Here is a 23,437-nt window from a genome sequence, read left to right on the forward strand (position 1 = left end):
GATTGTATAATGGAAACGGGGACGGAGCAGATTGCTTCAGTCCCCGTTTCTGTCTCTTGCGGGTTGAGCGATGAACGCCCATGTTCACGAAATGGCCACTCGCTCCCGATCCTCCCTTGAGGGAAATCCCGCACTCCTGTTCCAGCCTGAGCGCCAGCCTCCGAAGGAGAAACGCTTCCGCATGGAAGTGGTGTCGGAGTATGAGCCTGCGGGCGATCAGCCGACAGCAATCCGTGAACTGTCTGAGGGTGTACAGGAAAATCTGAGAGATCAGGTTCTGCTTGGAGTAACTGGTTCGGGCAAAACCTTCACCATGGCCAAGGTCATCGAGGCCACGCAGAAGCCCACGCTCATTCTTGCGCCTAACAAGACACTTGCTGCCCAGCTCTACGGGGAGATGAAGCAGTTCTTTCCCAACAACGCGGTCGAGTATTTCGTCAGTTACTACGACTATTACCAGCCGGAAGCGTATGTACCGCGGTCTGACACGTACATAGAAAAAGACAGTCAGATCAATGAACAGATCGACCGGATGCGGCACGCGGCTACTCAGGCGCTGCTTGAGCGGAACGATGTCATCATCGTGGCGTCGGTTTCCTGCATCTATGGTATCGGATCGGTTGAAACCTATTCCCGCATGGTGGTGCGTCTGGAGGTCGGGGGTGAAATCGATCGTGACAAACTGATCAAGGGATTGGTGGAGCTCCAATATCGACGCAATGATGCGGCGTTCGTGCGTGGCGCGTTCCGTGTACGCGGAGAGAGCATCGACATCTTTCCGTCCCAGAACGAAGACCGTGCCTGGCGGGTATCCCTGTTTGGCGATGAGATCGATCAGATCATCGAGTTTGACCCGCTGACGGGTGAAAAGACCGCTGATCTTCAGGAAGTCAGTCTCTACGCCAACAGCCACTATGTCACGCCGCGTCCCACGCTCAATCAGGCGATCGTCGGGATCAAGCAGGAGCTGAAACAGCAACTCGCGAAGTTCATTGAGGAAGGCAAATTACTGGAAGCGGAGCGCCTCCAGCAGCGTACGACCTTTGATCTTGAAATGCTGGAAACAACCGGCGTCTGCAAAGGGATCGAGAATTACTCACGCTATCTGTCAGGTCGAGCGGCTGGTGATCCTCCTCCAACGCTGTTTGAATATCTGCCGGAAGACGCCTTGCTGATTGTGGATGAAAGTCACGTCACAGTTCCGCAGATTGGCGGCATGGAGCGGGGAGACCACGCACGAAAATCCGTTCTTGCCGAATTCGGGTTTCGCCTTCCGTCCTGTCTCGACAATCGACCGCTGAAATTTGAAGAATGGGAGACCTATCGTCCCCAGACGCTTTTTGTCAGTGCGACCCCCGGTCCATGGGAGATTGAGAGGACAGCGGGTGTTTTCAGCGAGCAGGTCATTCGGCCAACCGGCCTGATTGATCCCGTAACTGAAGTACGTCCCGTCGAACGGCAGGTGGATGATCTTCTTGCCGAATGTCGGGAGACAATCGGCAAGGGCGGGCGTGTGCTGGTCACGGTGTTGACCAAGCGCATGGCCGAGGATCTGACGGAGTATCTGGATGAGGCAGGCATCAAGGTTCGTTATCTGCATTCCGATATTGATACGCTCGAACGGATCGAGATCATCCGTGACCTGCGTCTTGGTGCGTTCGATGTGCTGATTGGCATCAACCTTCTGCGTGAAGGTCTGGATATCCCCGAGTGCTCGCTCGTTGCGATCCTTGATGCTGACAAGGAAGGTTTTCTGAGATCGAAGACATCTCTGATTCAGACCATTGGCCGTGCTGCCCGTAATATTGATGGTCGCGTGCTGCTGTATGCAGACCGCATGACCGACAGTCTGCGGTACGCCATTGAGGAAACAGCGCGGCGTCGTGAGAAGCAGTCTCTCTGGAATACGGAACATGGCATCACGCCGCAGGGTGTACGCAAGCAGATCGGCACTATTGTCGGTTCCGTGTTCGAGCAGGATTATGTGACCGTCACACCGATGCAGGGTGCTGTGGCCGATGAATTTGTCGGCAAGAATCTCGATCAGACGATTGCCGAGCTTGAGAAAAGGATGAGGACGGCAGCAGCTGATCTTGAGTTCGAGACGGCGGCTCGTCTTCGTGACGAAGTTAAACGGCTTGAAGCCCTGCAGTTGGGTCTCGAACCGCCACCGCCGACATCACCTCGCCAGAGACCGGGAGGGAGTAAGAAAAACAGTGGGCCTGTGCCGCTTGGTCCGGGTGGAGGAGGTTACGATCCTGAGAAGAAACGTGGGCGGGCGAGGGGGCGCGGCAAGGCGAAATGAAAACCTTAACGTCGTTGTGACCGGGCCAGATGTAATATCCGGCGTGGATTTGAAAAGTTTCCTTACGGAAACGGGCCTTATCGCCCTGATTCTGCCTTAAATGAAGCTTCTTGTGGAGAGATAAACTCGCCTCTGTCCCGCCATGGGGGCGGGTAGACGGACACAAGGGGAAAATTCCTCATGCATCACATAACGGATCAGGAAAATGCGGACCTGTCGGTCAGGACATTTTCTGGAATGATGCGTTTTCGACGCAATACAGCCCGCTTCTGTGCGACCTGCGCCATGGGAGCATGGGTTGTGCTCGGCGCGGTCCCGTTTCTGATCATGCTGATCGAACTGATCTGAACAAAACCTGAGACCTGACGGGCAGGTTCCGGTTTCTGGAAAATAAGGCTTTTCAGTCTGTCAGGCTGTCTGGCTGCCGCAGTGTAGGCTGTCCGATCAGATAACCCTGAATTTCTTCGCATCCATGGGCTTCCAGAAAGCCAAGCTGCTCTTCCGTTTCCACACCTTCCGCGCAACAGCTCATGTTCAGGGCGTGGATCATGTAAAGCGTGCAGCGAAGAACCGTCTCGACACGACTGTCCACTCCGACGCGGCATACGAACGCACGGTCCAGCTTAACCTGATCGAACGGATAGTTGGTCAGACGTTCGAGCGCGCCGATGCCCGTACCGAAATCATCCAGAATGAGCCTGACGCCCATGCCCCGGATTCTCGCGAGTTCCTTTCTGGCAATGTCCAGCGGGCCGAAATCGCTTCTCTCCGAGAATTCGATCTGAAGGCGGAGCGGGTCCAGACCGCTCTCCTTGAGGGCCGATCTGATGGTCGTGGCGACGCGCTCTGTCGCCAGCCAGGAGGGAGAGACATTCACACTAAGACCAAGCGGCTCTTTCCAGCTCTGTGCCTGACGACATGCGGTGTGCAGCACCCATGAGTCGATATCTTCGATCAATCCGGCCGTTTCGGCACAGCGCAGGAAGAGCGTCGGATCAACATCACCGTGACCCGGACGCTTCCAGCGGACCAATGCTTCAAACGTGACAACATGTTCTGTCCCCGTCTCAAGAACAGGGAGCCAGTTCAGAGTGAAGGCATTGTCGATCAGAGACTGTCGCAGGTCGCTTTCCATACCGATTTCGTCAGCATGAGCATGAGCGATTTCGGGCGCAACCCTGTTGATATGCGGTCCTGCGCGAAGCCCCCGAATACGGGCGAGCGCTGCATTGGCGAAGCCGATCAGCGTGTTTGCATCCGGCGCATCAAATGGATAGCAGGCCCAGCCGATATAAGGTTCGAAAGGAAAACCATCTCTGGGTATCGCGACGTCTTCCTGCATGCGTCTGACGAGATCTTCTGCAAGAGCTTCCGCCTCGGACACATCTTTTTCGACAGGAAGCACGATGGCGAAACTACCGCCGCCCAGGTGGACGGTAAAACAGTGGGATGGGACAAATTCGCGGATCAGCGTGTTGGCCCGGTCGATGAGGGCATCGGAGGCAGGCCAACCATCCCGATCGTTGATGGGGGTGATCCTGCCGAGATCAAGCCGGAGAAGGGCGAGCGGGGTTGAGGATGAAATTTCCGATGGCGAGATACGCGTATCAAGATAGCGGGCCAGATCAGATATTCCGGAAACGGACCGGCCTGTCTGGCTGCTCTTTTTTCTGGTTTCAGACGGTGTTGCGTTGGCTGTCAGCGTAGCCAGTCTGGTCAGCGAGGGGGATGGGAAAGGATCCGCGCTGCTGTTCAGGCACAGAACCAGCACTGCATGACCGTCCTTCGACCCGATGGGCTTGCTGGCCCACGACCGGAAGCCGCTGATCTGCTGGGGGAAAAGGCCGGCATCCACGCCCCCTTCGGCAGATAGTCTTTCTGTGGACAGCATCATCGCATCAATCAGTGACTGAGCGACGAAAGTCTCCTCATGACCAGAGCTGGTGCTGAGGATTCGGGGAGAAGCGCCTTTTTCAAGAATGATGGCAGCTTCACAAGGCAAAAGCTGCGGCAAGAGATGGCACAGCACGTTGCAGGACACATCCGGGCCGTTTTTGTCTGCCTTGTTATCAGTCATGGAAATCCACTGCCTTGTTCAAAATAAGACTGACGAAGAAGAGCGGCTCCCCGTATGCCTCTTTATGTGGTTCTCCCTGTAGTATCAGCGGCCTGTAAATCTAAAATTAATGACGCAATAAGCAAAAATTGAATGAATTTGCCGGAGGTGTCATGCCTGCAGAATGGAAGCAAAATTACTTTTATTGAACAAGGCAAGGAGGCAGAGAATATTTTCGGAAGTATCCAGGTTTTTTTTCATCTGATCAAACAGGGTTTCCGCTGTCTGGCGGGCGAGAACAAGAAGAGTCCCAATATCCATCTCGCATTTTTCCGGGTCAGCCAGTCTGAATCCCGGGAGGCCTGACTGACGGTTTCCGGTGACATCACCCCCACCACGAATACGAAAATCCTCATCCGCTATAAGGAACCCATCTTCGGTTTCCCGCAGCAGGGTGAGGCGCTGACGGGCGACCTGTCCCATTTCACTCCCATGCAGCAACAGGCAGAACGACTCCGCCGCCCCGCGTCCCACACGTCCGCGCAACTGATGCAGTTGCGCGAGTCCGAAGCGCTCGGCGTGCTCGATGACCATCACGGTGGCGCTGGGAACATCCACGCCCACTTCGATGACCGTCGTGGCCACCAGAAGCTTTGTGCGTCCTTCAGAAAAATCCGTCAGGGCCGCCTCACGCACGGCGATATCCTGCTGGCCATGCGCCAGACCAACGCCAAACCGCTCGCCGAACTGCTGCTCCAGGGAAATATGACGCGCCTCGGCGGCTGCGATATCCAACGCCTCGCTTTCACTGACGAGCGGGCAGACCCAGAAAATCCGTGCGCCCGACTTCAGCGCCCGTTCCAGACCGGCCAGCACGCCGGCGAAGGAGTCCGGTCCGTGAACCGAGGTCCGGATGGGCTTGCGACCGGCGGGCTTGCTGTCCAGACGGCTGACGTCCATTTCGCCCCACTGCGCCAGAAGCAGCGTGCGGGGAATGGGCGTGGCCGTCATGACCAGCATGTCCACCGCCTCCCCTTTGGAGCCGAGAGTGAGCCGCTGCCCAACCCCGAAACGGTGCTGTTCATCCACCACCGCCAGAGCGAGATCATGGTAATGAACGGCGTCCTGCACGAGCGCATGCGTGCCGACAATCAGAGAGGCGGAGCCATCCGCGATGGCGGCAAGGGCCTCGCGACGCGCCTTGCCGCGCACAGAGCCGGAGAGAAACACGACCGGGACGGGAGAGAGGCGTTCGAACGTCGCATAATGCTGGCGGGCGAGGATTTCCGTTGGGGCCATGATCGCCGCCTGCGCTCCGGCTTCGGCGGCACGCAGCATCGCCAGAAGGGCGACCAGCGTCTTGCCTGCACCCACATCGCCCTGAAGCAGACGCACCATGCGTCGAGGGGCGGCCAGATCGAGGTCGATTTCCCTCAGCGCCTTTGACTGGGCGGAGGTCAGGGGATGACCGAACCGGGCGAGCGCCTCCCTTCGCAGATGGTCATCGCCTTTCAGGGACCGTCCGGGACGCGACCGGTTGGCTTCACGCGCCATAAGGGTGGCGATCTGATCGGCAAGCAGTTCATCCGCCGCCAGTCGCTCCCGCGCCTTGCGACGGCTTTCCCGCCATACCTCGCCATCCTGAAACTCCGGCACATCGCCGGGAAAGTGGGTCCAGAGGAGTGCCGTCCGAAAGTCAGGCCATCCGCGTTTTGTGATCACGGCCTGTTTCTGCCATTCGGGCAGATCGTTCGGCAAGCGGGTAAAGGCGCGGCGCATCGCGGTTCGCACCTGTCCTCCGAACAGACCTGCGGTCAGGGGCCAGACAGGATCGAGCGACGGGATGTGATCGTCCGCCGACACGAAATAGTCCGGCGTGTTCATGACCCTGCGTCCGTTGAACAGTTCCGTGCGACCGGACACCTGCATGGCGGCATTCAGGACCGCACGCTTTGCCATCCATTTCGAGAAGAAGGCGATATCGAGTGTGCCCGTATCGTCGGCGAGCGTGACGGTCCAGGGCTGCCGTCTGTGCGCCGGTTCGGAGATCCGTGTGACTGTTCCCGTCAGCGTCACGATCTGGCCGGGTTCCAGGGCTGCTATCGTGGAGCGACAGCGCCGGTCGATGACATTTTCCGGCATCAGAAACAGTAGATCAACGATCCTGTTACCGCCAGCGACCCGTGACAGCAACCTGACCGTCGCCTCGCCAATGCCGGGGAGAGCAGTCAGGGGTTCCAGAAGCGGCGCGACACAGGCGGGCGGCTGTAAGGCCTCCGTTTCCTGCGAAGCAGGCATGACCTCACCCGCCCGTGAGCGGTTCTCCGGGCGAACTGGTCTGGACATGGGCGGCGCAACGGCCTTTCTTGTCGGGCTGACAGGCATCAGTCATGAGGCTATAGGACACCACGGCCATGGAACAAAACGAAACCGTATCTGCCCCGGAATCGACTCAGGGCTCCGAACCCGATCTTGAGACACGGCGGCGACGTCTCGTCTTCCGTGCACGTCATCGCGGTACTTTCGAGACTGACATCCTGATCGGTGGTTTTGTCGATCGGAATGTGGACAGGATGGACGCCGCAGCCCTCACCGACATGGAAGCCGTGCTGGAAATGCCCGACCCTGACCTGTCGGACTGGCTGTTCGGGCGTCTGCCTCTGCCGAAAGAACGCGAGACGCCCATGCTCAGGGCGATGATCGACGATGCTCATCATCGCCGCTGAGAATGCGAGGTGTCGCGGCGCAGCCGTGCACCTCTTTTTTTGAGATGTGTTTTTTTTTAAGGATTTTTCTGTAATTCGGTGGGATGTGGGCGAAAACGGCAATCTGACAGAGTATCGGAGTGTTGCCTGTCACGACCCTGATCTTCAAGACTGCAGGATTTGCGATGATTTCGTTGATTCCTTTGACATTCTGCTGTTACCTGAAAAATAACGATATTTCCAGCCATTGTTACTTATACTGGGTTCAACTGAAAGAGATAATTGATGGGTGGCTCGTCTGAACTCCGGAGTTCTCCGCAAGCTATGCCTGTTGTGGTGAAACTTGCGGGAAAAGAAATGGCTTAGTGCCGGGCGCTTGCTGACGCCGAAGTTCTGGCTCAGTTAAGTAACCTGGCTTATGGCGGAGAGGGGGAAGTTCCGGTCGGTTTTCAGAATATAACAGAACGTAATGAGAAACTGATACCGATTGAATTAACGAACTCCATTATTCAACCGACAAGAGAAAGCTCTCACCTACGCTGTCGTGTCTACTGGGCCATATCACTACTCGGTGGATATTATGTTATTGCTTTTGCTGGAACGGCCAACATGCAGGATGCCTTTGAAGACGTTGCTCAGGGCGGTGCTGGCGTTCCTACTGACCAGTATAGACGAGCTCATCAGATTGGTGTTCTTGTTGGAAAAGCACCGAGATCGATCGCCATCATCTTTACAGGACATTCGCTTGGAGGAGGTCTGGCTGCTGAAGCGGCGATGGTTGCAGGGCGTCCTGCCGTTACATTCAATGCTGCCGGTGTTAATCAGTTTAACATTCCACAGCATTCGGAGCGTGCCACCATTGATGCCTACAGCACCTATGGTGATCCACTGACCTTTCTTCAAAACAGTCGCCGCATTATCATTGCTGGAATTGGTTCAACCCCTTTTATGCCTGCCAAAGGATTGTCGGCGACTATGCAGCTTCTTGGTTCTCTTCCTCAGGCAATCGGACACCAAGTGGTAATCCCGGACTATGCCGGGCAACATGATAGTGTCTGGGACAATTTCAACCCGCTTTACGACTTTGAACGTCACAAAATAGGTAGGCTGATTCAGAATATTCATATTTATGAGGTCATCTTGAAATGCAAATAGGGAGATATATACTCTACTTTTTTGTGACGTTGATGCTGTTCCCGATTACCGCCGAAGCGAAATGCTACGAGGGTTTTCCAGTGGATGACGTTCCGAATGTCTGTAACTATATCGCTTCTTTTCCTACTGGCAGAGCCCGACAGTTCGCTGAAGCAGTCCTTTCTGGATCTGTCGATAAAACGCTTGAATATGCCTCGATGTTGCGGAATGGTGTTAATACTGTCGGAGCATTCGGACATACTGCTCTCGATATTGCCGCATGGCGCAATGATCAGCCGATGATGGAAGCCCTGCTGAAAGCCGGAGCACGCCCGGATGGAGAAAGGGATATGGCGCCGATCGCCATATTGCCTCAGGATAATACCCAGAAATTTGAAGCATCACTAAGAATGCTTCTTCACGCAGGCGCAAATATAAATGGCACTTACAGAAGAGGTACAGCAACTGACGGGGCTGCCGATGAAGGGAATAATGAGGCTCTTCTGACCTTGATCGCATTGAAGGCTGACATCAATACAGACTATGGATCCGGCCCTCCGATTATCGAAGCTGCTAGAGGTGGATACTGGACAACAGTGAGGATTTTTCTGCAATACGGCGTATCTCTATGGACCACTGATCGTATTGGTGAAACTCTTGGTAATATTGCTATGGACCAGATGAAGCCTGGAGAACTGGCTGCTGTGCTTTTCATCGATCAGGGAAGCAAGAAAGAAAAAGCAGAAAAAGAAGCGCTTGAACAAACAGTTGTAGACCTGAAAAAAGCAGGCTTCCCTTGGCCGGCGCCCGGTTATGAGGAAATAAGAAAAATGCAAGCGGAACATAAATGGCCACCTAAGTAGGGTGTCCTACCAATCTGCACTGCGTAAACCTGTTGAAGGTAAAGCTGGCATGCGATGCCACCTCTCAGGCAAGCAGACTGGCGATCGTAAACGTCTTACCTTGAAATCGACGCGGACGGTTTTTTCCGACTGGTGTCTCGGGCAGTGTAGGTAAGTAGATGGTTTTTCCATTGAAAAACTGCTTCTCGCTCGAGCGTTCTGGCGGTATCGCTCACATTCGATGAAAAGCATATGACAGACGATCCATTGGTCAGAAGGACGTCGCCCGATGGAGCATAATGATGTTTTTTTGGGTCGCGGACTGAAGGCGGAATAGTAACGAACGCCGTCTCATGAAAAAGTCTCTTTACCGAACCGTTGATATTATGGCGGATTTGACCGAAATATGGGCCGGTTGTGAATGGACTGGCGCTGATGGACGTGGATGAACGCTCTCCCAAGACTGCTGCTACCCCGGTAAAAGGCACTGCAATATGGGGTGCGCCTGATGGTTTCGATGCGCTTCTGCTGGTCAAGCGTGCACGGGAGCATAATGGTCCTGTGCTGCATGTCGCCAAGGACGATGCTGCCCTCAATCGGCTTGGCGAGGCGCTGGACTACATGGGGGAGAAGACCGAAGTTCTGCGCTTTCCCGCGTGGGACTGTCTCCCGTATGATCGCGTTTCTCCCAATCCGGTTCTGATCGCCGAGCGTGTCGCCACCCTGACGCGCCTGCTGGAACCGACGAAAGCGAAAGGCGGACGGATCGTTCTTACGACGCCTGCCGCTCTTATGCAGCGTGTTGCGCCCCGCTCGGCGTTTGAAGGTCAGTCTCTCGAGGTCGCGCAGGGCGAAAACCTCGATCAGTCCTTTCTGATCGAACTGCTGGTCGCCAATGGTTACACCCGAACCGACACGGTGATGGAACCGGGGGAATTCGCCTCCCGTGGCGGGATTTTTGACCTGTTTCCCGCAGGGCAGGCAGAGCCGGTCCGGCTTGATCTGTTCGGCGACGAGGTTGAGAACATTCGCTACTTCGACCCCGGCACCCAGCGTTCGACGGGCAAGGCGGAGCGTCTGACACTGCGTCCCGTATCCGAGTTCTCGCTCGATCCTGACAGTATTTCCAGATTCCGCTCTGCATGGCGTGACCAGTTCGGGCAGGCTGCCGCGACCGATTCGCTCTATGAGCATGTGAGCGAAGGACGTCGCTATACCGGAATTGAACACTGGTTGCCGCTATTCCATGGGGACATGGAAACCCTGTTCGACTATCTGAAAAATCCGGCCATCTCCCTCGATCATCAGGTCGATGAATCTCTCGCAGCCCGTATGGAGATGGTGCAGGACCATTACGAGGCGCGAAAGACACCGCCGCGTGAAGGAGAGACACCTTATCGCGCCCTGCCGCCGCATCTGCTGTATCTTGATCGCAAGGGGTGGGACGCCGCGCTGTCACGCTTCCCGGTCACGAAGTTCAGTCCCTTCGCCAAACCGGATGGCGCGGAAGGGATTGATGCGGGCGGTCGCCCCGGCATCATGTTCGCCAAAATGGCGCCGCAGGGTGAGCGCGAGAAGGTCTTCGATCTGATCGCTGATTACGCGCAGCAATGGGCGCAGACGAAACGACGCTGTTTTGTCACCGCGTGGACCAAAGGCTCCCGTGAGCGGATCAAGACGCTGCTCATGGAGCATCGTGTAGCGGTCGAGACCTTCGATAGCTGGGACCCCGCCAGCAAGATGAAGGCGGGAGCGGTCGGGCTGCTGATCTTCGGTATCGAGCGTGGTTTTGTCGGCGACGACATCGCCATCGTTTCCGAACAGGATCTGCTGGGTGAGCGGATTGGTCGCCCGCCGCGTAAACGTCGTCGCGCTGATGAACTGATTTCCGAAGCGGGCGAGATCACCGAGGGTGATCTGGTCGTCCATCAGGATTACGGCATCGGGCGGTATGACGGGCTGGAGACGGTCAGTGTCGGCGTCGCGCCGCATGACTGTCTGCGCCTGCTCTATGACGGTGGGCAGAAGCTGTATCTGCCGGTCGAGAATATCGAACTGCTGAGCCGCTTCGGCTCCGATCAGGCCGGTGTGGCGCTCGACAAGCTCGGTGGCGTGGCGTGGCAGGCCCGCAAGTCCAAGATGAAGGAGCGTATCCGCGATATGGCGGGCGCGCTCATCCGCACGGCGGCGGCGCGCGCGCTGCGTGAAGCGCCTTCTCTGGCGCCACCGGAAGGTCTCTGGGAGGAGTTCTGCGCCCGCTTCCCGTTTGTGGAAACGGACGATCAGGCCCGCGCCATTGCCGATGTGATTGAGGACATGGCGTCCGGCCGGCCGATGGATCGTCTCGTCTGCGGCGATGTCGGGTTCGGAAAGACCGAAGTGGCGTTGCGGGCGGCTTTCGTGGCGGCGATGTCCGGCACACAGGTGGCGGTCGTGGTGCCGACCACACTGCTGGCCCGTCAGCATTTCCGCACCTTTGAGACGCGGTTTGAAGGGTTCCCGATTCACGTCGCGCAGCTTTCGCGGATGGTTACCGCCAAGCAGGCGACGGAGGTCCGCAAGGGCATCACCGACGGCACGGTCAACATTGTGATCGGCACGCATGCGCTGTTGGCGAAGACTGTGAAATTCGCCGATCTTGGCCTGCTGATCATTGATGAAGAGCAGCACTTCGGTGTGAACCACAAGGAAAAGCTGAAAGCCCTGCGCGAGGACGTGCATGTGCTGACGCTCTCCGCCACGCCGCTGCCACGCACGCTCCAGCTTTCGCTGTCCGGCGTGCGTGAAATGAGCCTGATCGCCACACCGCCAACCGATCGTCTGGCCGTCCGGACATTCATCATGCCGTTCGACAGCGTGGTGATCCGTGAGGCAATCCAGCGCGAACGCTTCCGTGGCGGCCAGATTTTCTGTGTCGCGCCGCGTGTGGAAGATCTGAACCGTCTGGCCGAACGGTTGGCTGACATCGTGCCTGATGCGAAAGTCGTGCAGGCGCATGGTCAACTGTCACCAACCGAGCTTGAGCGGGTGATGACGGAATTTGCTGATGGCAAATACGACATTCTGCTTTCCACCAACATTGTGGAAAGTGGACTGGACATGCCGTCCGTCAACACGCTGATCATCCATCGCGCCGACATGTTCGGACTTGGTCAGCTTTACCAGCTTCGTGGGCGTGTAGGGCGCGGCAAGCAGCGTGGTTACGCCTATCTGACATGGCCGCAGACCCATCTGCTGTCCGCCGCCGCGCAGAAACGTCTTGAGATCATGCAGACGCTCGACACGCTGGGGGCGGGCTTCACGCTGGCCTCGCATGACCTTGACCTGCGTGGGGCGGGTAACCTGCTGGGCGATGAGCAGTCCGGTCATATCCGTGAAGTGGGCATCGAGCTTTACCAGCAGATGTTGCAGGATGCTGTGGCGGATCTGCGGGCTGAAAAAGGCAAGGCCAAGCGGGAAGACCGCGACTGGACGCCGAACATCGTGCTGGGTCTGCCGGTTCTCATTCCCGACAGCTATGTCACGGATCTGCCTGTCAGGCTCAGCCTGTATCGCCGGATAGCCTCGCTGGCGTCAGCCGCCGAGGATGAGGCGATGGAGGCCGAACTGGTGGATCGTTTTGGAGCCGTGCCGCCTGAACTGAAAAACCTGCTCGACGTGGTGGCGATCAAGCGGTCCTGTCGCGCCGCTGGCGTCGAGCGCGTGGAGGCGGGTCCGAAAGGGATGGTGATCCAGTTCCGTGGCAATCAGTTCGCCAATCCTGAAGGGCTTATCCGATGGATGGGGAAGTGGACGGATGGTCTGATCCGTATTCGTCCGGACCACAAACTGTCCATCGTGCGTGAACTGCTCAATGCGCAGAGGGTTGGTCTGGCACAGAAGGTAACGACTGTTCTGGCGAAGCTGGCGGCAAAAGTGGAAGGGTGAGGGACGCAACCTGAACTGCCGCAGGTCAGGAGAGATTGTGACATGCTGAATTTCTGCAGGATTCAGCATGTCATGGCTGTAATCTAAATTAACTTCTGACAGATCTAGAAATTTATCAATGCTGTGACTTTGAAGCTGCGTCCCGGCTGTGAGTAATACGCCTTTTTCACTGTGGAACTGTCGGGGATATCGAGGGCGCTGTAATACCGCTTGTTGAACATGTTGTACATTCCTGCCTGTATCTTCATGTTTGGAAAAAAGGTGGGCGAATACCATCCGTTCAGGTCAAAGATGGCGTATCCGGGAGTCTTGTTCAGGGAGGAGGAGGGATCCTGCACCTTGTTTCGGGCAGCGGCAAAAGTCGTGGAGAAATTTGCTCCCCAGCGGTCGGACACATAACCGACTCCAACAATTCCCCTGAATGGCGCGACAGAGTTCAGATGCACATGCTCCTGCTGATCTTTTCCATCGGAGTAGGCAAGGGAGGTCCACGCCAGCCAATGCTCACCAAAGGTCCAGTTTGCACGGGCTTCAACGCCATAAATCCGCACACGCTGACGATTGACGTATTTGAAGACGCCAAATGGAAAGTTTCCGTCAATTCCGGCTGCATCCGCCGTTGTGGTGATCTGGTCGATGAAATTGTGATAATAATTGTCGTAGACAGAAATATTCGCGCCGCGTTTTGAATCTCCGTAACGGACACCGGCTTCCCAACCCCTGCTTGTTTCCGGTTTGAGAGCGGGATTGCCAATTGCAGCATAGGACCCTGTTCCGCCATAGGTCAGATAAAGCTCATTTGCGGAGGGAGCACGAAATGCCGTGTTATATTGGGCGTAAAGCGTGACCTTATCCGCAACACGGACTTCCGCCAGCACCTTGGGAGAAAAATGCGAGGTGCTGGATGCCGCTGGAAATCCGTCGTAAATGGCGTTGGCGGTATAGGACGCTGTCTGCTGTGGTGCGCGTTTATACCAGTCAAAGCGGAATCCCGGTGTAATGTGCAGCCATTCATGTTTCCCGTATCCGATACGGTCCTGCACAATCGCGCCAAGATCCGTGCCATGTACATTCGGCATGTCTGACTGGTTGTTGTGCAGATAGGCGCAGGTCCAGATGGAGGCCGTGCAGTTGTCCCGGCCGGCGGCATATTCACTGGTGTCGGTCAGATAGGCCTCGCCCCCAAGCGTGATTGCATGATGGAAAGGACCGGTAAAGACATTGGATGAAACAGAACCGGTCACGCCGTAGGATGACGTAGTCAGTTTGTCATTCCGGTCATAAATGCCGACTGGCGCGATCAGCCGGTTGGAAGCAGTATTGGCAATGGTGTCGACCTTCTGCCAGTAGGCAATCAGATGTGCCTCACTGATGAAGGCCAGAGGATTGACAGATTTGTAGTCATAGCCGCCAGAAACACGGGAGCGCTTTGTTTCTTCAAGAGTGCGGTAGGTACTGTAGGTGCTGTTGATGTTTGACAGCGTGTTTTCATTGTAATTGCGGTCGAAGACTTCCCCTGTCAGTCCGATCCGATGACCACCCGCAAAATAATGCTGAATTTTTCCAAGGAAATTTCCCTGTGTATAGGAAGCCGGATCCCGTTTCGTCCGCGTGGTTCCGACACCTCCCACGGTTCCCCGGTTGCCTGTCTCGCTACCGTCCTGAAATCCACCCTGGACCAGCATGACGGTGTTATGGTACCGCGCTGCAAAAGCCTGATTGAGATAGGCGCTTTCGCTGGAACCGTCATAGGTCAGCTTTGTCAGGCCTCCGACTGTCTTGCCGGGTTTGAGAATATCTTCCGGTTCAAGAGTGCGCATGGCCACGACACCCCCCAGCGCCCCGGTGCCGAAAAAGCTTGAACTCGCGTTCTTCACCACGTCAATGGCGCTGAGCGAATTGAAATCATAGCCTGAAATACCGCCTTCAAGCCCGCGTGCGCCATTATTGCTCCAGATACTGCGGATACCGTCGATCGTGGTGAGAATACGGTTCTGATCAAGGCCGCGCATGTTGATCGACGAATTGTTCGTATTGAAATTCACCGCCGCATCCACGCGACGGCTGTAATCGGAGATGTTGTCGATCATCCGGTCCTGGAAAGTCTTCATCGTGGTTGTCTGTGTCAGGACACGTGCTTTGCCGACATTGCTGTAATCCGCATCCGGATCGATCTTCATGGAGCCGATGAGATCCGTTGACCGCCCCTGAACCCGGACAGGGGAAAGAGAAATTGGTGATGCTGCTGAAGCCGCAGCGGTTTGCGACGGTGCTGACGGCGCGGTCGTAGGCGACGAAACTTTGATTTTCTTCTTTGGAGAAACTGAAACGGCATCCTGCCCCAAAGCCGCTGATGAGACTGATGTGAGGAGAAATGCAGGAAATGCCAGAAGGAAAGAACATCTTACGGCATGGGCTGACCGAAGGAGAGGCATGACCATTATCTTTCTATTGCGAATTGTTCGCAACAAAAGCGGATTGATCGATAATGTCAAGATAATGATATTGATTCTCATTTGCGTTAATGCAAGACTTCGTTGCTGAGACATCAAAGTCACACTGCTGCAAGCGGGGATCAGAAACGGGTCTCTCGCTGCAACGTGCTGTGTTTATAAGGTTTTTCGCGTATGTTCATTGCTATGAATCGTTTCAAGGTGCGTCCGGATAGCGAAGACATGTTTCTCGCCCGCTGGCTGGATCGCGAGGTCAGCCTGTGCGGCGTGCCTGGCTTTGTTGCGATCCGTTTCATGAAAGGGGATGTGTACGAAACCTATATTCTTTACGCATCGGAAACGACATGGGTCTCTAGGGAAGCCTTCGATGACTGGAAGCAGTCCGACGTGTTCCGGACCGCGCATCGTACTGCGGGCCAGGGTGAAATGCTGACGATCGAGCGGCGGGAATCGAATGGATTCGAGGTTCTGAAAACGGTCAGTGCGCTATCCTGAGTGAAAGATATCATTATGGATATGAAAATGAAGCTGATAACCCGGCGTCTTTTCGGAAAAGGTCTGACTGCGGGTCTTCTCACCGCAGGGAGCGCAACCGGGGCATTCGCCGCCGAAGGGCATGTTGTGACCGACTGTCGGGGGCGTCGGGTCAATCCGGGAAAGGCCCGCCGGATTGTTTCCGTGGGTGGGGCGGTTACGGAAACACTGTATGCACTTGGAGACGCGGCCCGGATTGTCGGGGTGGATTCCACCTCGACCTGGCCAGTGGAAGCGCTGCACGACAAAGCTTCTATCGGCTACATGCGGGCTCTGTCCTCCGAAGGAGTGCTTGCGCTCCGTCCCGACCTTGTTCTCACAATGAATAATGCCGGACCACCAACGGCTCTCGATCAGCTCATGGCGTCTCGTATCCCGGTAATTTTTGTGGATTCCACTCCCTCTATGGAAGCGATCGTGGATCGGACTCGATTTATCGCAGATCTGATGCAGGCTGGAGCAGAGGGGGATCGCCTGTGTGCTGATCTTTCACGGCGTTTCGAGATCCTTACGGCCTGGCGCGCTGCCCATACTCTTAGGCAACGTGTGCTGTTCGTGATGCGTATGACGAACAATCGACCGATGGTCGCTGGAGGAGGAACTGCGGCTGACGCGATGATCCGACTGACAGGCGCTGTCAATGCGGGCGCTGCGATGCAGGGATACAAGATTGTCGATCAGGAAAATCTCATTGCCCTGAAACCTGATGTTATCCTTGTCATGGCGCAGGGAAGTGAGGATATCCGCAAAAACCTTCTGGCCGATCCGGGCTTCCGTCTGACCTCGGCGGGCCGGTCCGGAGCGATCATTTCCATGGAAGGCGAGCGTCTTCTGGGGTTGGGATTGCGCACGCCGGATGCAGCTCTTGAACTCGCGAGGAAACTCGCTGAGATGCCGCTGGGCACGGCTGGGCAGCCCGGATGATGGCGCACCGCTCCATTCTGTTCTGGCTTCTGTTTCTGTTGCCCTCCCTGCTGCTGGTTACGATGGTGCTGTCAGTCAATATTGGCGCGACCGGTCTGCACTTTGATGCGTTGTGGCGTGGGGGAGATGATGCGGACGCCTCGATGGCGTGGCTGGTGCTTACGCAGATCCGGGCGCCCCGCGTGGTCATGGCGAGCCTGACGGGTGCGGCTCTCGGTGCGTCGGGTGCGATCATGCAGGGGCTTTTTCGAAATCCACTGGCTGATCCGGGATTGATTGGCATTTCCGCTGGGGCTGGTCTGGCGGCTGCGTGTGTCATTGTTCTTGGTAGTGCGAGTGGTTTTTCCATTCTTTCCTCGGTGTGGGCTGTGCCAGCCGCCGGGGTTCTTGGCAGTTTTGGCGCGACGTTGACACTATATCTTTTTGCGACACGCGAAGGCATTACGTCCATCACGCACATTCTTCTGGCAGGAGTGGCGTTTGGAACACTTGCCGCTGCACTCACGGGTGTTCTGGTCTTTCGCGCCAATGATACAGCCCTGCGTGATCTGACCTTCTGGACCATGGGCAGTTTCGCTGGGTCGACCTGGCCGCGTATCGGAATCCTGTCTCCGTTTCTCATGGCAGCGACGGCGGGAGTCATATGGCTCGCCGGACCTCTGAATGCGATGTTGCTGGGAGAAGGAGATGCACGGCTGATGGGCTATCCGGTCGAGCGTGTGAAAACGGTTGGCATGCTGACTGTCGCCTGCGCGGTAGGGCCTGCCGTCGCCTTCACCGGCGTCATTGGTTTTATCGGTGTGGTGGTGCCTCATCTTGTCCGGCTGATCACTGGTCCGGACCACAGGCTGGTGCTGCCGGGCAGCGTCCTTCTTGGAGCCGTCCTGCTGACTGGTGCGGACACGCTTGCGCGAACACTGGCAAGCCCGGCCGACGTTCCGGTTGGAATTGTGACAGCCATTCTCGGTACACCGGTTTTCATCTGGCTTCTCGCGCGCACTCATGATGGAGTGGGTGTATGACGATTGCGCTTGAAAACGCCTTCTGGGAGGCAGGAAACCGGGCCATTGTGAACGACGTCTCGGTCGTGTTCGCGCCGGGACAGGTCACGGCGATTGTCGGTCCCAATGGTGCGGGGAAAAGTTCGCTGCTTCGTCTTGCCAGTGGACTTACGTCTCTTTCGAGAGGGAAGGTTCTGCTTGATGATCTCCCTCTCTCTTCCTTCAGTCCGGCAGTCATGGCGGCACGGCGGGCGATGCTGATGCAGGATGGCGTCCTGGCCGCACGCTTTACAGCCCGGCAACTGGTTGCGCTTGGAGCGTCCGTTTCGGCTGCCCACCTGCCGCATGCGAAGCGTATTACGATGGCGGATGAAATTCTGGATCGGGTGGGTCTTCTTGCTTTTGCCGAACGGGATGTGATGAGTCTGTCAGGGGGTGAACGCCAGCGCGTGCATCTTGCCCGTGTGCTGCTGCAGCTTGAAGCAGCGGCGCTTGATACTTCTCCTGGGTTTCTGCTTCTTGATGAGCCGATTTCCGCACAGGATCCAGCACGGCAGGAACTCATTCTCAGGATCGCCAGAGCGCACGCCGAGCATGGAGGCGGGGTCGTAATGGTGTTGCACGATCTGAACTGGGCGGCGGCGTGCGCCGACAGGATCGTGGTCGTCCATGACGGACGGATCTACGCTCAGGGAACACCGCAGACGGTGCTCTCAGGCTCCTTGGTCCGATCGGTTTTCGGGCTTGCGGAAGAGTGCGTGCGCACGCATGAGCGGACAGGAAAACCCTATATGCTTCCGCACGATATCATGCATTGAAAGGAATAATCACATCATGAACAAATACATCGCGATGAACCGTTTCAAGGTGCTTCCGGAAGGAGAGGATGCTTTCCGCAGCCGCTGGCTGGACCGGGAAGTCCTGCTCAAGACGGTTCCCGGTTTCATAAGCTTTCAGTTTCTGAAAGGACCTGAAAAAGACGGATATGTTCTCTACGCATCGCACACTGTCTGGGCATCTTATGACGCTTTTATCGGTTGGACCAACTCGGAGCAGTTCCGTCAGGCTCATGCCGGTGCGGGGCAGGGTAAGCCTCAGACAGCCGGACCGCCAGTTTTCGAAGGCTTCGAGGTGCTTCAGGATATTGAACTCTGAAAAGCGAATGACTGAAGAGGCGAACGCTTTGCTGCCAGCCTGTTGAAGGTTGGTAAGCCCGCATCTGGCCGGAACTACGCTTCGAAGAGTCAATCGTTCTGACGAGCCCGTGTCTGTTGTACAATCGATGGTTTAACGCAGAAATATTCGCCTGGTGATCCGGTTCGGCACTCTGCAGCAGAAGCATGATCTGTCCGCCCGCCTGAACGGTGATGGGTAGATCATGCTCGAACCTTTTCAGACACCCACGATCCCGCACATTCCGTCGAAGCACGCTTCTTGCAAATTTTTGGGTTGGTGTACGAAAACTCGTGTAGAGTAGTTATTCAGGAACTCCAGTTTTTCGCAAAATCAGCATAAAGTGTCAGGCCGCCATCAATATACAGTGTCTGTCCGGTAATATAGGACGCTTTTTCGGAAGCGAGAAACAGGACGGGTTCGGCTATTTCCTCAGGCTTTCCCGGACGTCCCATGGGAATATGTGATGAAACAGTCTTGTATTTTTCGGGGTCATTGACCCAGGCATCATTCATTGGCGTGATAATTGCGCCGGGCGCGACACCGTTCACGCGAATGCCGCGCGATGCGTATTCGAGGCCCCATGTCCTGACCATGTTGCCCACCGCGCCCTTGCTGGCGGAATAGGCCAGGAAAGCAGGTTTCGGAATGATCTGATGAACCGAACTGTTGATGATGATGCTGCCTCTGGCGCCAGTGTCCAGCCAGCGTTTAAGCACTTCCCGCACGCAGAACATGACGCCTGTGACGTTCACGTTCATCACTTTCATGAAGGCGTCGTGCGTGACGTCTTCGGACGGTGATTCCGAGAGGATGCCAGCATTGCACACCAGAACATCCAGCCCGCCGAACTCGCGGAAAGTCTGGTCAATGACACGGATCACAGCCTGTTCATCAGCCACATCGGCGGCACAGGAGAGGTGAGGCCCGGCGTTCACGGTGGGCAGCGTAGGGAGGAAGGCATCCAGTTTTTCCCTGTGACGCCCATTGACGGCAACGCGTGCGCCTTCCCGTGCAAATGCGTGTGAAATGGCCTGTCCGATGCCCTGGTTACCTCCACTGACAAAGACTCTCTTGTTTTCAAAATGTTTTGCAGCAGGCGTGGAGGGCACGGAAATTCTCCTGAACGTGGACGTTCTGGGGAATCAATGTATGAGAAAAGCGGTGGTTGCGCAAAAAGCTGTTTCCGAACAATCAGCTCATGTGCCTGCGCAGGGGCTCCCGTTGAAGTCATTGTGCATCCGTTTTTCTTTCGTGTAGGATTGTTTCACTATCGTAAGAAAAGGGCGGATTGGAATGCGGGTTGCCGGACTTCAGACAGCAGGAACACCCGGCGACGTGGATGCAAACCTGCGGGAGCTTGATCGGGTAGCCGGAGAAGCGCGCAGTCAGGGCGCTGATCTGCTGGTCACACCGGAACTCTTCGTCACCGGTTACGATATCGGTGAACAGCTTTTTGAGCTTGCCAAAGCAGATACTCTTCCCGCGATAAAAGACATTGCGGCCCGTCACGGTCTGGCGATCCTCGCCGGTTTTGCGGAAAGTGCGGCGGAAGGGCTCTATAACAGCGCTGTCATGGTGACGCATGAGGGGCAGGAGGTGCTGCATTACCGAAAGCAGCATCTCTTCGGCGATCTTGATCGTCATTTCTTTCTGCCGGGAGACGCCAATCCGGAAGTTGTGTCATTCATGGGCGTCCGGATCGCCACAATGATCTGCTACGACGTGGAGTTTCCGGAATATGTACGGGCGACGGCGCTGGCAGGGTGTGAACTGCTGCTCGTACCGACAGCGCAGATGGAGCCTTTCACCTTTGTCGCCCGTGAGGTGATCCGTACACGGGCGTGGGAAAACCAGATCTATCTCGCCTACATCAATCATGATGGTCGCGAAGGTAACACCGAATACGTGGGCAACAGTCAGATCGTAGCGCCGGACGCTTCTGTTCTGGCGCGGATCGAGCACGGTGACGGCCTGATCCTGGCCGATGTGGAACCCGGTCTGGTCGCCAGGGCCCAGTACGAGAATCCTTATCTTCAGGACAGGCGGCCAGCCGCCTATGGATCACTGATTTCCAATACACGAAAGGAAAGAGCATGAAGAAGACGGATACAGCTTCGCCGGAGGGCCGCCTTTCCGGTAATCTCGGTGTTGCGGAAATCATTTTCATGGTCGTGGCTGCTGCTGCACCCCTGACGGTAGTCAGCGGCAATGTGCCGCTCGCGATTGCGCAGGGAAATGGTCCTTATGCGTGGACCGGCTTTGTGGCGGCTGCTTTTGTGCTGATGCTGTTTTCCATCGGCTTTGTCGCCATGACACCTTTCATGAAGGAGGCCGGCGCGTTTTTTTCCTATATCCGGGAAGGACTCGGTAAACGTATCGGTTGTGGCGGCGCTTTCGTGGCTCTGCTGACCTATACCGCCATTCAGGTTGGAGTGTACGGGTTTTTCGGCTGGGCGGTTGACGATGCCGTCAGGGAATGGGGTGGGCCTCATCTTCCGTGGTGGCTCTATGCCTTTGGCGTGCTGGCTGTGGTGGGTGTGCTCGGCTACCGTCATATCGAACTCAGTTCGCGTGTTCTCGGTGTTGCGCTGATTCTGGAAATCGGTGTCGTGGTCGTCATGAATGCTGCCATCATGATGCACCCGTCTCCCGTTCCGGTGCCTGTGACGACAGGGCCCGCTGAGCCGATGGGGCCATTTGCCGTGGCGCTTCTGTTCGCCATCACAGGTTTTCTGGGGTTCGAGGCGACGGCGATCTTTCGTGACGAAGCGCGCGACCCGGAGCGGACCATCCCCCGTGCGACGTATGGCGCGGTCGCGATCATCGGTGTGTTCTACGCTTTTTCGTGCTGGTGTCTGATTGAGGCATGGGGCGCGGACTCCGTCACGGCGGTTGCCCGCAAATATCTGGCGGATGGCGGCAATATGGTTCTCGACACGGCCAGCCGATATGTGGGCACCGGCATGCGCAACGTCATGGAAGTGCTGCTGCTGACCAGCCTGTTCGCCTGCCTGCTGTCGTTTCACAATATCATTGCGCGTTATCAGCTTGTTCTCGGCCGTGAAGGCATTCTACCCGCTTTTCTGTCGCAGACCCATTCCCGACATTCCTCACCGCACAGCTCTTCTCTGGTTCAGAGCTTCACTGCAATTGTGCTTGTCACTGTAGCGGCCATGTCCGGGGTCGATCCTCTTGTGACGGTTTTCGGTTCGATGGCCGGTATTTCGACAGTCGGGATCGTGCTGCTGATGATTCTGACATCTGTAGCGGTGGTCATGTTCTTTCGGAATAATCGAGTGAATAAGGCTGGCAGCGTGCAGACAAACTGGTGCCCGGTTCTGTCCGTGTTCGTGCTGGTCAGCGTGCTGTTCATCATTCTCGATAACTTCACGACCATTACAGGGCTTTCCATGGGGATCAGTACGTTTCTGGCTGTGATGCCGTTTGTCACCCTTCTGGGCGGATGGTGTCTGGGTGGACGTAGCGTCAATGTTTCGGGGCGGATGCCGCAGGGGCAGGAGGTCTAGAAGGTGTTATGCACCTTGAGCGAGTATAGCGGCGTTTCTGAGCATGAAGCATGCGAAAGCGACGACATGGAGACTTGCGAGTGTTGAGGCATAGCGCTCGTAATCCTTGACGAGCCTACGGCATCGCGTGGCCCATGCGAAAGATCTTTCGACGACCCAGCGACGAGGTAGCAGAACAAAACCGCGCTTGGCCTCGGGCAATTTGACGACCTCAAGGGCGATACCGTGAGCCCGCGCTGCCTCTGCCGGCCTCTCACCCGTATATCCCTGATCGACATAGGCCAGTTCGACGCTTTCGTCCGTCACTTCCTGAATGGCGGCAGCGAGGCGTCCGACCTCGGCGCGATCGTCCCGATTGGCTGGCGTGACGTGCAGGGCCAGCAGATGGCCAAACGTGTCCACGGCCATATGCAGTTTCGAGCCCTTTTTGCGTTTGGCCCCATCATATCCGGCGCGTGCCCCGCTCTCCGGCGTCGAACGCAAGGTTCGGCTGTCAAGAATAGCCGCCGTGGGTTCCGCCTTGCGGCCTGAGGCCATGCGCAGCACAGCACGCAGGTCAGACGCCAGCGCTTCGAAGCAGCCTGCCTCCATCCAGCGACGGGATTGCTGATAGACCGCCGACCAGGGCGGCAGATCGTTCGGCATGGCGCGCCAGGCGATCCCGTAGCGGATCACGTAGCGCAACCCGTTGAACAGTTCGCGCAGATCATGCCGCCGCTGTTCCGCGTCCTCTCGCATCAGAACCAGATACGGAACAACCAACGACCATTCTTCGTCTGACACGTCAGAGGGATACGGCTTGCGAGCTTGCTTCATTCAGCATTACTGAAACAATCACGCGCGAAAGTACATA

17 protein-coding genes are annotated in these 23,437 nt (G+C 56.5%); 12 read left to right on the forward strand and 5 right to left on the reverse strand.

Annotated features, from left to right (window positions below; translation table 11 throughout):
- Positions 1 to 91 precede the first annotated feature (91 nt).
- Positions 92 to 2,305 carry an excinuclease ABC subunit UvrB gene (uvrB, locus tag A0U92_RS05395; RefSeq protein ID WP_077814266.1) on the forward strand — a complete coding sequence of 738 codons (2,214 nt, stop codon included), beginning with the start codon at positions 92 to 94 and terminating at the stop codon, positions 2,303 to 2,305.
- 400 nt (positions 2,306 to 2,705) lie between these two features.
- On the opposite strand, the gene A0U92_RS05400 is transcribed toward uvrB, so the two are convergent.
- Both A0U92_RS05400 and recG read right to left on the reverse strand, forming a co-directional pair.
- Positions 2,706 to 4,382: a GGDEF domain-containing phosphodiesterase gene (locus A0U92_RS05400; RefSeq protein ID WP_077812339.1), complete on the reverse strand. Its 1,677-nt coding sequence runs from the start codon at positions 4,380 to 4,382 to the stop codon at positions 2,706 to 2,708.
- A gap of 150 nt (positions 4,383 to 4,532) precedes the next feature.
- Entirely contained in the window at positions 4,533 to 6,659 is a 2,127-nt protein-coding gene (gene recG, locus A0U92_RS05405) for an ATP-dependent DNA helicase RecG (protein ID WP_077814267.1), read from the reverse strand.
- Between the two features lie 116 nt (positions 6,660 to 6,775).
- On the opposite strand from recG, the gene A0U92_RS05410 reads away from it, so the two are divergent.
- From A0U92_RS05410 to mfd, 4 genes are all read left to right on the forward strand, one after another.
- Positions 6,776 to 7,087, forward strand: coding sequence for an FAD assembly factor SdhE (locus A0U92_RS05410; RefSeq protein WP_077812340.1), 312 nt, complete (start codon positions 6,776 to 6,778; stop codon positions 7,085 to 7,087).
- A 372-nt stretch (positions 7,088 to 7,459) separates the two neighbouring features.
- Positions 7,460 to 8,221 (forward strand): Tle-like phospholipase domain-containing protein, encoded by a 762-nt coding sequence (locus A0U92_RS17690; RefSeq protein WP_475638753.1) that lies wholly within the window; start codon positions 7,460 to 7,462, stop codon positions 8,219 to 8,221.
- Positions 8,212 to 9,063, forward strand: a complete 852-nt coding sequence (locus A0U92_RS05420) for an ankyrin repeat domain-containing protein (RefSeq protein WP_077812342.1) — start codon at positions 8,212 to 8,214, stop codon at positions 9,061 to 9,063. Before A0U92_RS17690 ends, A0U92_RS05420 begins: the two co-directional genes overlap by 10 nt.
- A gap of 414 nt (positions 9,064 to 9,477) precedes the next feature.
- Positions 9,478 to 12,969, forward strand: a complete 3,492-nt coding sequence (mfd, locus tag A0U92_RS05425; RefSeq protein ID WP_077814268.1) for a transcription-repair coupling factor — start codon at positions 9,478 to 9,480, stop codon at positions 12,967 to 12,969.
- A gap of 104 nt (positions 12,970 to 13,073) precedes the next feature.
- On the opposite strand, the gene A0U92_RS05430 is transcribed toward mfd, so the two are convergent.
- Positions 13,074 to 15,149: a TonB-dependent hemoglobin/transferrin/lactoferrin family receptor gene (locus A0U92_RS05430; RefSeq protein WP_236748284.1), complete on the reverse strand. Its 2,076-nt coding sequence runs from the start codon at positions 15,147 to 15,149 to the stop codon at positions 13,074 to 13,076.
- Between the two features lie 447 nt (positions 15,150 to 15,596).
- Between A0U92_RS05430 and A0U92_RS05435 the strand changes: the two genes are divergently transcribed.
- Genes A0U92_RS05435 through hmuQ form a run of 5 tightly spaced genes read left to right on the forward strand, consistent with a single transcriptional unit; the run spans position 15,597 to position 19,036 of the window.
- Positions 15,597 to 15,917, forward strand: a complete 321-nt coding sequence (locus A0U92_RS05435; RefSeq protein ID WP_077812343.1) for an antibiotic biosynthesis monooxygenase family protein — start codon at positions 15,597 to 15,599, stop codon at positions 15,915 to 15,917.
- A gap of 27 nt (positions 15,918 to 15,944) precedes the next feature.
- A complete protein-coding gene (locus A0U92_RS05440; protein WP_077814270.1) occupies positions 15,945 to 16,880 on the forward strand; it encodes a heme/hemin ABC transporter substrate-binding protein in 936 nt (311 codons plus the stop codon).
- Positions 16,877 to 17,902 carry a FecCD family ABC transporter permease gene (locus A0U92_RS05445; protein WP_077812344.1) on the forward strand — a complete coding sequence of 342 codons (1,026 nt, stop codon included), beginning with the start codon at positions 16,877 to 16,879 and terminating at the stop codon, positions 17,900 to 17,902. The genes A0U92_RS05440 and A0U92_RS05445 overlap by 4 nt, the downstream gene beginning before the upstream one ends.
- Positions 17,899 to 18,699, forward strand: a complete 801-nt coding sequence (locus A0U92_RS05450; RefSeq protein ID WP_077812345.1) for an ATP-binding cassette domain-containing protein — start codon at positions 17,899 to 17,901, stop codon at positions 18,697 to 18,699. The genes A0U92_RS05445 and A0U92_RS05450 overlap by 4 nt, the downstream gene beginning before the upstream one ends.
- Before the next feature lie 16 nt (positions 18,700 to 18,715).
- Positions 18,716 to 19,036 carry a heme-degrading protein HmuQ gene (gene hmuQ, locus A0U92_RS05455; RefSeq protein WP_077812346.1) on the forward strand — a complete coding sequence of 107 codons (321 nt, stop codon included), beginning with the start codon at positions 18,716 to 18,718 and terminating at the stop codon, positions 19,034 to 19,036.
- Positions 19,037 to 19,362: 326 nt separating this feature from the next.
- Here the strand turns inward: hmuQ and A0U92_RS05460 are convergent, their stop codons facing one another.
- Complete coding sequence (locus A0U92_RS05460) at positions 19,363 to 20,166, reverse strand: SDR family NAD(P)-dependent oxidoreductase (RefSeq protein ID WP_077812347.1); 804 nt, start codon at positions 20,164 to 20,166, stop codon at positions 19,363 to 19,365.
- A 184-nt stretch (positions 20,167 to 20,350) separates the two neighbouring features.
- Between A0U92_RS05460 and A0U92_RS05465 the strand changes: the two genes are divergently transcribed.
- The gene (locus A0U92_RS05465) at positions 20,351 to 21,154 is read left to right on the forward strand and encodes a carbon-nitrogen hydrolase family protein (RefSeq protein WP_077812348.1); all 804 of its coding nucleotides are present in this window, start codon (positions 20,351 to 20,353) and stop codon (positions 21,152 to 21,154) included.
- Entirely contained in the window at positions 21,151 to 22,584 is a 1,434-nt protein-coding gene (locus tag A0U92_RS05470; RefSeq protein ID WP_077812349.1) for an APC family permease, read from the forward strand. The genes A0U92_RS05465 and A0U92_RS05470 overlap by 4 nt, the downstream gene beginning before the upstream one ends.
- Positions 22,585 to 22,590: 6 nt before the next feature.
- On the opposite strand, the gene A0U92_RS05475 is transcribed toward A0U92_RS05470, so the two are convergent.
- Positions 22,591 to 23,400 (reverse strand): IS5 family transposase, encoded by an 810-nt coding sequence (locus A0U92_RS05475; protein WP_077812350.1) that lies wholly within the window; start codon positions 23,398 to 23,400, stop codon positions 22,591 to 22,593.
- Between the last annotated feature and the right edge of the window lie 37 nt (positions 23,401 to 23,437).

It is taken from the genome of Acetobacter aceti, from assembly GCF_002005445.1.
Taxonomy (GTDB): domain Bacteria; phylum Pseudomonadota; class Alphaproteobacteria; order Acetobacterales; family Acetobacteraceae; genus Acetobacter; species Acetobacter aceti_B.